Origin of the sequence: Yoonia sp. (genome assembly GCF_017854415.1) — a bacterium.
GTDB lineage: Bacteria > Pseudomonadota > Alphaproteobacteria > Rhodobacterales > Rhodobacteraceae > Yoonia.
In genome coordinates, this window is sequence record NZ_JAFMHR010000016.1 from 13,822 (window position 1) to 27,182 (window position 13,361).

16 protein-coding genes are annotated in these 13,361 nt (G+C 54.7%); 9 read left to right on the forward strand and 7 right to left on the reverse strand.

What is annotated here, in order from left to right:
- Nucleotides 1-55 precede the first annotated feature (55 nt).
- Together QZ197_RS03410 and QZ197_RS03415 are read right to left on the reverse strand one after the other, a co-directional pair.
- Nucleotides 56-706, reverse strand: coding sequence for a ChrR family anti-sigma-E factor (locus tag QZ197_RS03410; protein WP_296430063.1), 651 nt, complete (start codon nucleotides 704-706; stop codon nucleotides 56-58).
- A gap of 8 nt (nucleotides 707-714) precedes the next feature.
- Nucleotides 715-1,371: a sigma-70 family RNA polymerase sigma factor gene (locus QZ197_RS03415; protein WP_363157880.1), complete on the reverse strand. Its 657-nt coding sequence runs from the start codon at nucleotides 1,369-1,371 to the stop codon at nucleotides 715-717.
- A gap of 123 nt (nucleotides 1,372-1,494) precedes the next feature.
- Here QZ197_RS03415 and QZ197_RS03420 point away from each other — a divergent pair, with 123 nt between their 5' ends.
- Genes QZ197_RS03420 through QZ197_RS03440 form a run of 5 tightly spaced genes read left to right on the forward strand, consistent with a single transcriptional unit; the run spans nucleotide 1,495 to nucleotide 6,086 of the window.
- Nucleotides 1,495-2,793, forward strand: a complete 1,299-nt coding sequence (locus tag QZ197_RS03420) for an FAD-dependent oxidoreductase (protein WP_296430066.1) — start codon at nucleotides 1,495-1,497, stop codon at nucleotides 2,791-2,793.
- On the forward strand, nucleotides 2,790-3,548 hold the full coding sequence (locus tag QZ197_RS03425) for a DUF1365 domain-containing protein (protein ID WP_296430069.1): 759 nt from the start codon (nucleotides 2,790-2,792) through the stop codon (nucleotides 3,546-3,548). The genes QZ197_RS03420 and QZ197_RS03425 overlap by 4 nt, the downstream gene beginning before the upstream one ends.
- Nucleotides 3,545-4,771 (forward strand): MFS transporter, encoded by a 1,227-nt coding sequence (locus QZ197_RS03430; RefSeq protein WP_296430071.1) that lies wholly within the window; start codon nucleotides 3,545-3,547, stop codon nucleotides 4,769-4,771. Before QZ197_RS03425 ends, QZ197_RS03430 begins: the two co-directional genes overlap by 4 nt.
- Before the next feature lie 3 nt (nucleotides 4,772-4,774).
- Nucleotides 4,775-5,347 carry a DUF3833 domain-containing protein gene (locus QZ197_RS03435; RefSeq protein WP_296430073.1) on the forward strand — a complete coding sequence of 191 codons (573 nt, stop codon included), beginning with the start codon at nucleotides 4,775-4,777 and terminating at the stop codon, nucleotides 5,345-5,347.
- A 1-nt stretch (nucleotide 5,348) separates the two neighbouring features.
- Nucleotides 5,349-6,086: an SDR family NAD(P)-dependent oxidoreductase gene (locus QZ197_RS03440; protein WP_296430075.1), complete on the forward strand. Its 738-nt coding sequence runs from the start codon at nucleotides 5,349-5,351 to the stop codon at nucleotides 6,084-6,086.
- 7 nt (nucleotides 6,087-6,093) lie between these two features.
- Here QZ197_RS03440 and QZ197_RS03445 read toward each other — a convergent pair whose 3' ends face one another.
- Nucleotides 6,094-6,702, reverse strand: coding sequence for a DJ-1/PfpI family protein (locus tag QZ197_RS03445; RefSeq protein ID WP_296430077.1), 609 nt, complete (start codon nucleotides 6,700-6,702; stop codon nucleotides 6,094-6,096).
- 85 nt (nucleotides 6,703-6,787) lie between these two features.
- Between QZ197_RS03445 and QZ197_RS03450 the strand changes: the two genes are divergently transcribed.
- Together QZ197_RS03450 and QZ197_RS03455 are read left to right on the forward strand one after the other, a co-directional pair.
- Complete coding sequence (locus QZ197_RS03450) at nucleotides 6,788-6,964, forward strand: hypothetical protein (RefSeq protein ID WP_296430080.1); 177 nt, start codon at nucleotides 6,788-6,790, stop codon at nucleotides 6,962-6,964.
- An 86-nt stretch (nucleotides 6,965-7,050) separates the two neighbouring features.
- A complete protein-coding gene (locus tag QZ197_RS03455; protein ID WP_296430083.1) occupies nucleotides 7,051-7,377 on the forward strand; it encodes a DUF3775 domain-containing protein in 327 nt (108 codons plus the stop codon).
- A gap of 14 nt (nucleotides 7,378-7,391) precedes the next feature.
- On the opposite strand, the gene QZ197_RS03460 is transcribed toward QZ197_RS03455, so the two are convergent.
- From QZ197_RS03460 to QZ197_RS03470, 3 genes are read right to left on the reverse strand one after another with little or no spacing between them, the layout of a single operon-like run.
- Complete coding sequence (locus QZ197_RS03460) at nucleotides 7,392-8,441, reverse strand: saccharopine dehydrogenase (protein ID WP_296430085.1); 1,050 nt, start codon at nucleotides 8,439-8,441, stop codon at nucleotides 7,392-7,394.
- Nucleotides 8,441-9,043 carry a glutathione S-transferase family protein gene (locus tag QZ197_RS03465; RefSeq protein WP_296430087.1) on the reverse strand — a complete coding sequence of 201 codons (603 nt, stop codon included), beginning with the start codon at nucleotides 9,041-9,043 and terminating at the stop codon, nucleotides 8,441-8,443. Before QZ197_RS03465 ends, QZ197_RS03460 begins: the two co-directional genes overlap by 1 nt.
- Before the next feature lie 10 nt (nucleotides 9,044-9,053).
- Nucleotides 9,054-9,698 (reverse strand): histidine phosphatase family protein, encoded by a 645-nt coding sequence (locus tag QZ197_RS03470; protein WP_296430089.1) that lies wholly within the window; start codon nucleotides 9,696-9,698, stop codon nucleotides 9,054-9,056.
- A gap of 167 nt (nucleotides 9,699-9,865) precedes the next feature.
- Here QZ197_RS03470 and recQ point away from each other — a divergent pair, with 167 nt between their 5' ends.
- Complete coding sequence (gene recQ / locus QZ197_RS03475; protein WP_296430091.1) at nucleotides 9,866-11,905, forward strand: DNA helicase RecQ; 2,040 nt, start codon at nucleotides 9,866-9,868, stop codon at nucleotides 11,903-11,905.
- Between the two features lie 45 nt (nucleotides 11,906-11,950).
- Here recQ and QZ197_RS03480 read toward each other — a convergent pair whose 3' ends face one another.
- A complete protein-coding gene (locus QZ197_RS03480) occupies nucleotides 11,951-12,862 on the reverse strand; it encodes a type IV pili methyl-accepting chemotaxis transducer N-terminal domain-containing protein (RefSeq protein WP_296430093.1) in 912 nt (303 codons plus the stop codon).
- 285 nt (nucleotides 12,863-13,147) lie between these two features.
- Here QZ197_RS03480 and QZ197_RS03485 point away from each other — a divergent pair.
- On the forward strand, nucleotides 13,148-13,361 hold a 214-nt coding region (locus tag QZ197_RS03485; protein WP_296430095.1), incomplete at its 3' end, for a helix-turn-helix domain-containing protein.

Here is a 13,361-nt window from a genome sequence, read left to right on the forward strand (position 1 = left end):
AAAACGCCCCGACTTTCGTCGAGACGTTAATATGAACGGTGGTCGCTAGCTGGGCTTAAATTCCAATAAATCGTTGCGCCAAGCGTGGGATGATGCCGTTAAAGCGCAAAGGCGCGTCAGAAGCCGCGAGGCAAATGCAGTCCATGCCTGCTTCGGCAACCGGTGTGTGGTGCATGTCTTCGTTTGCAACTTCGACATCGCCTGCGCCAAAGCGATCATGTTCGTCCATGAACGCGCCTTGCAGAACCAAAGTCAGCTCTGTGCCGCGGTGACCGTGATCAGGCATCGCAGTGCCAGCAGGAATGCGCAACAAGCGCACACTGGCATCGCGTGACGTTTTCAAAACCATCTGGCTGACGCCGCCACCGACTTTGCGCCATTTCAGATTGTCGAGGTCGCCTTTCACATAATCCTGCAAAGGTCCCGGGAAAACCGTGTTCTGCGTGCGCACCGGCGCCGGATTTTCAGCACCAAATCCGCTATCGATCATCGCCATTGTAGCGGCCAACGCATCTTCGGCGACCGTAACAGCATCATTACTCAGCATAATCTCGCCGCCCACGGCGTCATATCCTGCCAAGGCAGCCCGACAATCGTCACACATCGTGATGTGCGTTGCGACAACCAGATTGAACGCCTCTGGCAAAGTGCCCGCGGCGTAGCCCATCAAAAGCGGCTCGGTGAGGTGGTGTTTGATCTGTTTCATGTCATTCATCATTTCATTGCGTGGCGTAAGCGGTCTAACGCCAACCGTATCCTAGATTTAATCGTCCCCAGCGGAAGTCCAGTCTCTGCGGCAATTTCGCTATGGCTGAGTTCGCCAAAATAGGCGCGCTCGATCAGTTTTCTTTGTTCTGCTGGCAAAGTGGCCAAAGCCTGTCCCAGCTGTTCCGTTTCTTGCGCAAGTCCCAGCGCATCAGCCTGATCAGGCGATGCTTCTGGTCCCCATGGCAGGTCTTCTGGTTCCGGCCGGCGCTGCTTGCGCAGCAGATCAATCTTGCGGTTTCGCGCGATCGTAAAGATCCATGTCGATACGCTCGCCTTAGCAGGGTCGAACATATGGGCCTTGTTCCAAAGGGTCGCCATGACCTCTTGCGTACATTCTTCGGCCAGATCCGGGCTGGCCCCCGATTTCATCAAAAACGACTTCACCCGAGGTGCGAAATAGCCAAACAACTCTGCAAATGCAGCGCGGTCTTTGCTGTCACGCACGGCATTGATCTGCGAGACCCAAGCCATCCGTTTTGCTGTTGCTTCCGCTGTCACCTTAAGGTTCCTCACCGTGCGATTACGTCGTCCATGATCGTCACCATAAGCGGTGGTTGTCGGGACCGCATCAACTTTTGCGAGGGTGTCGTTGTCTGATAACATAAATCTATTACGCACCGGATTTCGGTTTGGATCACCGCGCCGCTGCATTTTGTTATGATCCATGCAAGTTGTGGCGACGTAATAAAGTTACTAAGAAGCAAAAAACACGTCGGAGCCTAATGAATGCCACTTGAGACCGGGACGACCGCGCCCAGAAAAATCGCGGTAATCGGTGCTGGTATTTCAGGGATGGGGGCGGCGCATGCGCTGGCTAAAGACCAAAGTGTCGTTTTATTCGAAGCTGAAAAACGTCTTGGGGGCCATGCCCGTACGCGGATGGCAGGCACGAACAAAGACCAAGCTGTCGATACCGGCTTTATCGTTTTCAACTATGCCAACTATCCGAACCTGACCAAGCTGTTTGACGACCTGAGCGTCCCCGTCATCAAAAGCAACATGAGCTTTGGCGCCTCATTCAATGACGGCAAGCTGGAGTACGGCCTCGCAAGCCTTGACGCACTTTTTGCGCAGCGCAAGAATATTGCCAATCCAAAGTTCCTGCGCATGGTTCGCGATATCCTCAAGTTCAACGCCGAAGGGCTTGCTGCCAGCCAAGACGAAGAAATGACCATTGGTCAGTTGTTGAAGAAATTGCATCTCAGCGACTATTTCCGTGACCACTATCTGCTGCCGTTTTCCGGTGCGATCTGGTCAACGCCCAAAGAAAAAATCCTCGATTTCCCTGCCTACGCGATGATGCGTTTTTTCGACAATCATGCGCTGCTTGGGGCGAATGGCCAGCATCAGTGGTATACCGTTGATGGCGGATCAATTGAATATGTCTCGCGGTTGGGCGCCGATATGGTGGAGCGCGGTGTCAATGTCCGCCTTGGCGCGCCTATTGATGCGGTGCGCCGCACGGCGACCGGTGTCGAAGTGAAATCTGAGGGTGCTGATTGGGAACAGTTTGACGAGGTCATTTTCGCTACTCATTCCGATGACACACTGCGCATGTTGTCAGACGCGACCGCTGTCGAAACTTCCGTCTTGGGTGCCGTCCGCTATCAGCCCAACAAGATCGTGCTGCATTCCGACACATCAATCATGCCCAAACGCCGTCAGGTCTGGTCCTCGTGGGTCTATACCGAAGACGCCCAGCGCACCGATACAGAGATCAATCTGACTTATTGGATGAATTCCTTGCAGCCTTGGCTTAAAGGTCAAGACATGATGGTTACCCTCAACAGCGAGCGCCCGATCAAAGAAGAGCTGATCTGGGACGAAGTATCCTTGCGCCATCCTGTCTATGACCTCGCGGCGATTGCCGCGCAGAAGGCTGCATCAGCGATGAACGGCGCAAACCACACGTGGTTCTGCGGTGCGTGGATGAAGAACGGCTTTCACGAAGACGGGCTATCCAGCGGCTTGGATGTAGTCGCGGCGCTGAACGCGTCTGACCGCATGCGCATAGCGGCCGAGTGACCGATCAGGTCCATCATATCGTAGGTGAAACTTACCACGGGCGGCGTGGTGGGACCAAAAACGCTTTTCGCTATTCCATCGACTATGTGCTGACTGACGCAGAGGCGACACCGCGAACACCGGCCCTGTTTTCACGCAACACCGGCAACCTGATGTCACTGCAAGACAGCGATCATGGCGGGCCGCCCAAAACTGGCACCGGCGCTGCTTGGGTCCGTGACGTGCTGGCAGCGTACGATATCGACGACATCGCGCGTATTGAACTGCTCGCCCAGCCGCGCCTTCTGGGGCATGTCTTTAATCCGGTCTCGTTTTGGCTTTGCTATGATGATGCAGGCGTTTTGCGCACCGTGATTGCAGAGGTGTCCAACACATTTGGCGACCGCCATTCCTATCTATGCCGCCACGAAGACGGGCATGCGATTACCAAAGAGGATACATTGTCGGCGCAAAAGCTGATGCATGTTTCGCCCTTTCAACCGGTTGAAGGCGGATATGTTTTCCGTTTCGATATCCAACCAGACAGCATCGGCATCTGGATCGATTATTCACGCGGCAATGGCGGGCTGATTGCGACGCTAACAGGACCGCGCAAGCCAATAACGAACGGATCCATCATCAAGGCTGCATTGCGCCGTCCCTTTGGATCGCGTCGCGTGCTGACGTTAATCCATTGGCAAGCGATCAAGCTGTGGTGGAAAGGGGCGACATTCCGGTCACAACCAAAGCCCCCGCCCGAAGAGGTCAGCAGATGAAAGCCCTGACCGAGCGGTTGCCCGCATACACGGTTTTCGCCGCTGTATTGTCCGGCGCTGGTCTGCCGATCTATATTTATGCGCCCAAATACTACGCTGATACGTTTGGCGTCAGCCTTGGTGCATTGGGTGCGCTGCTGTTTGCGATGCGCCTGTTCGATATGATCCAAGACCCCGTCTTGGGCTGGATTAGTGAACGCCTGACACGCAGCAAGAAAATCGCAATGACGTTGGCCGCGGTTGTCATGGCTATCTCTATGATCGGGCTGTTCGCGGTCGCACCGCCCATCGCGCCAATCTGGTGGTTCGGGATCACAGTGACGGGATTGTTTACGGCCTTCAGCTTTTTGACAATCAACTTCTACGCCCAAGGGGTCAGCAAAGCAGGCAAAGACCCCCAAGGACACGTCCGGCTGGCCGCGTGGCGCGAAAGCGGGGCGTTGCTGGGTGTTTGCATAGCGGCTGTTGTACCGACGGTTCTGATCGGCGTTGTCGCTGATCCATTTGCAGCCTTTGCCTACGGCTTCGCAGCCCTCACCCTGATTGCCGCGTTCTTTATGTGGCCCGAATGGAAAGGCCGCGTGAACCAAGAACCATCGCAAATCCGCGAAATTATCCGCGACAAAACGGCACGCAAACTACTTATTCTGGCACTGGTAAACGCGACGCCTTTGGCGGTCTCATCCACACTTTTCCTGTTTTACGTCGAAAGCAAACTGGGCGCTGTCGGTTGGGAAGGCGCGCTGTTAGTGCTGTTTTTCTTGGCCGCAGCGATCTCTTCGCCAATGTGGTCGGCGCTTGCACGACGCTATGGCGCCAAGCCGGTTTTGCTGTGTGCGATGATCTTGGCTGTGGCATCTTTCGCATACACGCTGACTTTATCGCCCGGCGATGTGATCCCCTTTGCAGTTATCTGCGTACTAAGTGGAGCAACCATCGGGGCAGACCTTACTCTTTTGCCTGCGATGTTTGCCAAACGTATGGCCGCCATCTCGCCAAATGGGGCTCAGGGGTTTGGTCTATGGAATTTGGTGAACAAGTTCACGCTTGCCTTCGCCGCGGTAGTTTTGCTGCCGTTGCTTGAACGATCCGGCTTTCAGGCAGGTGCTACGAACGTACCGCAGGAAGCCATATTTATGCTGACGGTGCTTTACGCATTGGTGCCGTCGCTGTTGAAACTGGTGGCTATCGGCTTGCTGATCGCCACGAAACTTGAGGACTAAACGATGTCGTTTATGACCTACATCTTGATTGGTGCGGCACTTGTAGTTGCTGCAGCTTTGTTAAAGACACGGTATTTGTCGTTTTGGGCTCAAAAGCCAGAGGACTATGCGCACGGGCCAATCTTTGATATCCGCGAACGGTTCAACGGACCCATTGCTTGCGAAGGTGTCATCTATGGCCCGACTGGCAAAGTCACTTCGCGTTTCGTTGCTGACTTTGACGCCTCATGGGACGGCAACGTCGGCACCATGCGCGAGAAATTCTATTACGACAGTGGCAAGGTCCAAAACCGCGAATGGACGCTGACCCTTGGCAATGATGGCCGTATCAAAGCCAACGCACCCGATGTTGTGGGCACTGGCACAGGCCAGCAGTCAGGCTCTGCAGTGCTGTTGAATTACCGGATCGAGCTGACCGAAGACGCAGGCGGGCATTCGCTGGATGTGACCGACTGGATGTACTTGATGTCCAACGGGACCATTATGAACCGCAGCCAGTTCCGCAAATTCGGGATCAAAGTGGCGGAATTGGTGGCGACTATGCGCCCCAAAGAACAAGCCTACGCAGGAGAATAATGTGACTAATTGGCAAGGAAAACGGTACTGGCTTGTGGGCGCAAGCGAGGGGCTAGGCCGCGAAGTAGCGTTCTGCCTTAGCCGCGCAGGAGCCGAAGTGATCGTTTCCGCCAGATCGGATGATCGCCTTAAGGAACTGGTCGCAGACCTGCCCGGTCAAGCGTCATACGTGACGGTCGACGTGACCGACCGTACGGCGGTGGAAGCCGCCGCAGCCCAGATCGGTGACATTGATGGCGTCGTCTACCTTGCCGGTGTCTATTGGCCCATGAAAGCCCAGGAATGGGACAACGAAAAAGCAGACATGATGGGCGAAGTAAACTTTTTAGGTGCATCCCGCGTCGTTGGTTCGGTGATCAAAAATATGGTTGCCAAGAACGCGGGCCACATTGTGCTTGTCGGGTCATTGTCCGGCTTTCGCGGCCTACCGGGCGCTATCGGCTACTGCTCGTCCAAGGCGGGCATGATGTCGTTGGCTGAATCAATGCAAGCCGACCTGCGCACGTCCCCGATCAACGTCCAATTGGTCAATCCGGGCTTTATCAAAACGCGGCTGACCGAAAAGAACGATTTCAACATGCCGTTCATCATGTCACCCGAAGACGCCGCCAAAGAGGTGTTCGAACATATGAATACAGAGCACTTTAAGAAAAGCTTTCCGATGGTGTTTTCATGGGTGTTCCGGCTGTCGCAGTTCATGCCGGACTGGATGTACTACCGGCTGTTCGGGGCGAAGTAGGACAGAGCTATACCAAGCCCGCCAGTTTCGCGAAAGGATCGCGACTCGCGTCCTTGTGCCACTCGTACTCACTCCCAAGGGCGAGCCTTTCAGCCATCTCATTGCCAAATAAATCAGCCATAACTGCAAGCGCCATATCAATGCCTGCGGATACACCCGATGACGTGTAGAACTTGCCGTCTTTCACCCATCTTGCTTCTCTGACCCAGTCGACATTTGGTGCATGGTGGATTGTCTGCAAGAAATCCATCTTGTTGGTCGTTGCTTTGCGGCCATCCAAGACGCCTGCCATGCCCAACAAGACAGTCCCTGTACAAACGGCCATAACGCGTTCCGCATTAGCAGAGGCGCGCTTGATCCATTCTAACAGCTCAGGGTCTTGGCCTTCGACCAACGCGGCATCGCCCCCGGGGACAAGCAGCAGATCGTAGTCGTCTTTCTCAAAGATCGTTTTGTCGACGACTATGCGCTGTCCATGGCAACTTGGGACAGGCTCGCTTGTTTTTGCAACGGTAATGATTTTGGTCTCGCGTCCGAAACCACCCAACATCTCAATGGGCCCAAAGTAGTCCAGCGTTTCAAACCCGGGGAATACCAATGCTGCAATTGTCTTCATGAAAAGTTCCCTTGGCGACTGGATACAGAAGGAATGAGCGATAGCACGCATTGCTCACGCAACCAAGATAAGCTAGTTTGAAGTCATGAAACATGTCCCAAAAGAAACCACTGATGATGCGCTTATTCAGGAATTCCTGAAAAATGGCGGCAAAGTCAGCGTCGGCAAAACCAAACCGTTGTCCTCAGAGCTTGGCCTGAGCAACAACCAATGGAACAACAAGCTGACCAAAGAAGAAAAAGCGGCCCGCGACAAAAAGTGACCCCAGCGGTCATTTACGCGGCAGTTGCGCCAGATCAAGGTGGTCGGCGTCCTAATGCCTATGCTGAAGCATAAGGAGGACGCGCTATGTTACCTATTTCTGCTGATAAAGTTGCCGAAGTCATCATTCTGGCCCGCGAGCTTGACCGTGCCGAGAATGAATTTGACGGCTTTGTAGATCAACTCAACGACTATGAAAAAGCGGGGCTTGTCGCGATCTTCTGGATCGGGCGCGGCAGTTTCGAGCCCGAGGATTTGGCTGAAGCAATTGAGACCGCCACGCACGAGGCCACGACACCAACTGCAGATTATCTTAAGGGTTCCCCACACCTTGCCGATCACCTTGAGGCTGGCATGGAAGCGTTGGGTATTGATGCATCTAGCGCAGAAAACGATCTCTATCGGCCCACGTAAGGCCGGGTAGAGGTCTACATCGTCGACTTTAAATACATGTCCTGTGCGCGACCCCAAACATCCTCGTCAATCGCATTGAGTTTCATCAAATGCGGCAACAGTTGTCCTGCAAAATCGGCGCTACTTTCGGCAGGAAGCATTGACGGCAAGTTATCAATCGCCGTCACATCCAAGACCGGCTGTTCATGCACCCGCAAAGCAGGCGCATCCCAAGTCGTTGTCCGATCATAGACCTTGATCGGTGAAAAATCACTATCCGGGTCACAGGCAATATCCCCGATGACCGACAACCTGCGGTCCGCGTTTTTGGCACTTTGTGGCACAAACACCGGCGTGCCTGGGCGCGCAAGAATGCAGTTCAATAATATATCGTGCTCCAAGACTTCTGGGAACGGTCCGCCAGAAGCGGTTTCGGCCATGTCCCACTTCGTGACACGAACACCCATCGCCTCGCATAGATCAGCAGCCCCATTGCCCACGCGACCCAGCGCCCCGATCGTCAATGCCGTCGGTCGTGTCGTTCCAATTTCAACAAGAGCCTGCTTTAGCGCATCCAACATCTGATTTGCACTCGGGTAGGCTTTCACAGATCCAGCAATCGCGCTCTGTTGCTGGGCGATCCAACACATCAGCGCGACTGCAGCACCCGCATAGCCTGCCCAATACCCAAATGCCGCCACACGGCACCCGTCCGCGTCTGTGAGATACTCAATATCTAGCAGCGTCCCGCCACCGGCCTTGAAGCGTTCAAGCAAAATTTGTCCCGCCGGTTGCCCTTTGTAGGCGTGACCAAACATGATGTGCCGGTGCCGCAAAGGCGTGCCATCTTCGGGTAATTCCTTGAGCCCAAAGATGACCGCGTCATCAGGGGCGTCGACCCACGAAAATTCCGGCACAATCGCACAGCCAACCGCGGCATAATCCGCAATCGGAAAAATCCGTTGGCTGCTTTCTTCGACAGTGACGTCGTATCCGGCAGCGAGCAAAGAACCCGCACCCTGCGGTGTTAGTCCAACGCGTTCTTCGTGTGGACGGCTTTCAGAGCGAACCCAGATATGCGTCATTAGAGCATCCCCTTTGCATAGACTTTCTGTACCGAAGCATGCGTGTTCATCTCGTGCTGGAACGCCGCCAGACGCGGGTAGTGTTCAATATCCACGCCATCGCTTTTTAGCCACGTCAGGACGACGTAAAGATATGCGTCCGACAAAACTTCGAATTTGCCCACTGCAAACGGCAGGCTTGGCAAGTATTCCTCTAGATAGGCTGCGCATTCCGCCATCCGCTGCGGAACTTTTCGTTTCATATCAATGAATGAACTTTGCTCGTCTGCCCAGCGCTCGCCTCTGATGGCATGTGCATGGTGCGGGTGCACGGTCGCGTTCAGGTATGACATCAGTTCGCGCATTTTGGCAGCCGCATATGGATCATCTGGCACCAGTTCTGGTGCAACGAACTCTACAATTGCGGGGGTTTCAGTTAAAACCCCTTGCGGTGTCTCAAGCGCTGGCACGCGGGACTTTGGATTAATCTCGCGGTAAGCTGGCTTGGTCTGCTCACCGATTGCAAAATCAACACGGATACCCTCGTAAGGAGTTCCCGTTTGTTCGAGGATCATCGCAACAGCGATAGAGATCGTGCGCGGCGCATAATGGAGTTTCAGCATGATGGGTCCTTCAATAGTGGGTCTTGGCATAGGCGCGGTCAGCCTGGTCAAGATGCGGGATCGCATTGAAACTGGCAAGGATCGGACCTTGCGGGATCACATGCACACGGTGCACCGAACTGTTCATGATCGGCAAAAGCACATGCGCCAACCGCGTCGGATCAAGGTCCAGCAAATGCCGGATGATCATCCCGATCACGCCGCCTGATGTCACACATAATACACGAACACCGGGTTGCGCGGCCTCTTGCAATACCGATGTCACGCGATCCTCGAATGACGCAAACGTCTCGACGCCTTTAATCTCGGCGCGGTGCCATGCCTCCATCACTTGCGGGACGTGGGCCGCGAATTCTTCGGGGCCCGGGAACGGCACGCCGTGCACATCCGCGAGAGATTGACCAAGGTTGAAATAATCCATCTCGTTCAAGCGCGGATCAATCTGCGGTTCATCATAGCCAATCCCTGCCGCTGTTTCGCGGTGACGGCGCAGGCTGCCAGAAATCACTTTGTCAAAAGGGGCTTCACGATCGCGCAAATAATCCCCCAGCCAGCGCGCCTGCTGATGACCCAGATCAGACAGCTTGTCATAGCTTTCCTCGTCTGTGGCCCCCGAATTGGCCTGTCCGTGCCGTACTAATATGATCTCGCCCATAGGAACCCTCTCTGATGGAACAGGGGTACGCAGCCACGCGGCCCTTGGCAACGCTGCGCGCGCAGGGTTTTTTGCCGCATCAGGCGGCACATCACTTGTTAAGGTGAACGTGGCATGGGATTGTCACGAAAAAGAGCAGCCAAAAATCAATAATCAGGGTCTATTACGTGTCCACGGCAACACTTCTGCGTGACGTTTTCGGCTTTGATGCCTTTCGCCCTGGGCAGCAGGAAATCGTGGAGGCTGTGGTCGATGGCCAAAACGCGCTAGCGATTATGCCAACCGGCGGCGGTAAGTCGCTGTGCTTTCAATTACCCGCATTGGTGCGAGGCGGTGTCACTGTCGTTATTTCGCCCTTGATTGCATTGATGCGCGACCAAGTCCGCGGCCTGCGCGAAGCTGGGGTGAACGCAGGTGCGCTGACTTCTGGAAACACCCAAGAAGAAACCGACGAGGTTTGGGCATCGCTTGAGGCGGGCACGCTGAAGCTGCTTTACATGGCGCCTGAACGGCTTGCCTCTGGTGGCACGATCAACATGCTGCGCCGGGCGGGCGTCAGCATGATCGCAGTGGACGAAGCACACTGCGTCAGCCAGTGGGGCCATGATTTCCGCCCTGATTACTTGCGGATCGGGGAACTCAAACGCACGCTCGATGTGCCATTGGCCGCATTTACCGCAACTGCCGATGCCGAAACCCGCGAAGAGATCATTGAAAAACTGTTCGGTGGCGAACAGCCCGCGACGTTCCTGCGTGGCTTTGACCGTCCGAACATTCATCTGGCTTTTGCCGTCAAAGATGGGCCGCGCAACCAGATATTGAACTTTTCCGCCGCTCGCAAAGGGCAATCGGGCATCGTTTATTGCGGCACACGTGCCAAAACCGAAACACTGGCCAAGGCGTTGTCAGATGCAGGCCATAGCGCCTGTCACTACCACGGCGGGATGGAGGCCGAAGATCGCCGCATCGTTGAACGCCGCTTTCAACAAGAAGATGGGCTAATCGTTTGTGCAACCGTCGCCTTTGGTATGGGCATCGACAAGCCCGATATCCGTTGGGTGGCACATGCAGATCTGCCGAAATCAATTGAATCCTACTACCAAGAAATCGGACGGGCGGGGCGTGACGGGGCGCCTGCGGAAACGCTGACCCTTTTTGGTCCAGACGATATCCGCTATCGCCGCCAGCAAATCGACGAAGGGCTGGCCCCGCCCGAACGCCGCGCCGCCGATCATGGGCGCCTCAATGCGCTACTGGGATTGGCAGAGGCATTGCGCTGTCGCAGACAGAACCTGTTAGAGTATTTCGGTGAAAACCCCTGCCCTTGCGGGAATTGCGATCTGTGCGACAAACCGGCCGAGGTTTTCGACGGGACAACGGCGGTGCGCATGGCGCTTTCCGCCGCCTTGCGTACCGAAGAATGGTTTGGCGCGGGTCATCTGATCGACATTCTGCTCGGCAATCAAACCGATAAAATCCAGCAACGCGGCCACGACAGCCTGCCGACCTATGGCGTCGGCAAAGAATACGACAAACGCCAATGGCAGGCGATTTTCAGGCAAATGATGGGGCACGACCTGCTACGACCTGATCGAGAACGGCACGGTGCACTGCGGATGACCGAACACGCGCGGCCTATCTTGCGCGGCGAAGCCACGATCGAGTTGCGCCGCGACACGATCAAGGCGGCCCGCGGGTCCGGTGGCCCCAAGGTCCGCATGTTGGTGAGCGAAGAAGACGCGCCGCTTTTGTCGGCGCTCAAGGCGAAACGGCGCTACTTGGCCGACCAAGCGAACGCGCCCGCCTATATTATTTTCAACGATCGCACCTTGATCGAGATGGCCGAAAAGCGGCCCATGACGCTGGATGATATGGCCCATATCGGCGGTGTCGGGGCGAAAAAGCTGGAAAACTATGGGCGTGATTTCTTAGAGGTGATCGCCGGAGCAGTCCAAGACGTGCACCCCATGCGCCGCAAGCTGGCAGGTCGCGACGAGGGCGCACTTTATGATAGGTTGATGGAGGTTCAAGCAACCCTTAACCGTGGCCCACACGGCGTTGATAAACCCATGAGCTGCTCTGCTTCAATGCTGGCAAAGGTCGCAAAACTGCGCGGTGCAGATATGGACAACCTCACGCGGTTGATTGGGGATAGACATGCGGAACGGTTTGGGGACGCATTTTTGGAAGTGCTAGAGGGGAGTTGAACCGCAAATTGCAGCTCAACTACCGCATTAGCGAGTAAAAGGTTTTCAGTTAGTCCCTGCCGCTTGGCCATACATACCGACAACCGTGTTCATGTTGGCCATCGTGGTGTTGAGACCCTGGAATTTCTGAACATTTGCAGCGTCAGATAATGCGTCACCAGCAAGAATATCGGAAAGCAGTGGTCTAACGCTTTGCCAATCCGCCAACACGCCTTCAAGTCCTGCAGAAATTTCTGGATTAGGAGGTGGCCCTACGCCGACAGCTGGCATTCCAAAACGCAAGGCTTCCAGGGACGCTTCAAAAATGCGGATCGTACCTTCGATATCGCTTAGTGTTTCGGGCGTTTGGTTGTCGCCTCCGAGAATGCAGGTCTCTTTGGACACTTTTTGGGTCAACATACGTTGCCGACCCGATATATCGACCAACATCAAGGACGCGCGGGTCACGGCATTTGGGTTTGAGTATTGCTGGACCAATTCCTCTACCACCAACTGTGCGGCGGCCAATACCGGCATATTTTCGGTCAGAATATAGCTGAATTCCGCGTCAGTCGCAGTGCCGCCTGCAACTGCATCAGCCGCGTTTTTCAGCGGTGTCCATTTTTCATGCAACTCATGAATTTTCGCCAAGGTCATTCTGCGAGTCTCGGCATTTTGGATATTCAGGTCAGTGTCCCCGAATTCCAACGCCGTCAATATTTTCTCAAACTCCGCAGCGGCCCCCACAAGGAGAGCTTTCGAACCGTCCGTATCGATCCCGCGGCTCAAGTGACATGCGGCAGAAGGAATACGCTGTGACAACATGCGCAGTTTTCCAGAAAAGTTGATACGCTCTTGCGCATTCTCTTGATCTTCAAGCGAGACTTGAGATTGCTCGGTCGCCTGCCCCAAAGCCGGAATTGCTATAGTTCCCAAGGAAAACGGGACAAGAAGGGCTATAATAAGTGCTTTTTTCATTGAATTTCGCTTAATGATTTGAATGACGGATTTAAGAAGTTCGTTGATCGTAAGTGGCTTGGCTGCAAACCGTTAAAAACTCAAATGTCGACAAATCGTTAATCTCCTCAACCTAAAGTCGAAAAGAATGCTGATACTTTGCTCGGATTATGGTTTTTTGGTGTCAGGTCAAAAAAGCAGGAACGATGCAATAAGCAAATAGAAGTTGCTGGGCCAAAGCCCCCACAGTATATGATCAATCGTACATATTGGTGATATGCTGTGCCTAGTCTTGCTACTCAAATCATGCCACGCGGACGACGCACTGCGGATCAGCCCGATGGCCGCAGTGCTCTTTTGCGCGAGGCAACGCTGGCCTTTTCGCGCCAGTCGTTTGAGGCCGTAGGGTTGCGCACAATCGCAAGTGCCGCTGGCGTTAGCCCCAATCTTGTAGCGGTTCATTTTGACGACAAGGCTGGCCTATGGGCCGCTTGCGTCACCGAACTGACGATCCAAATGC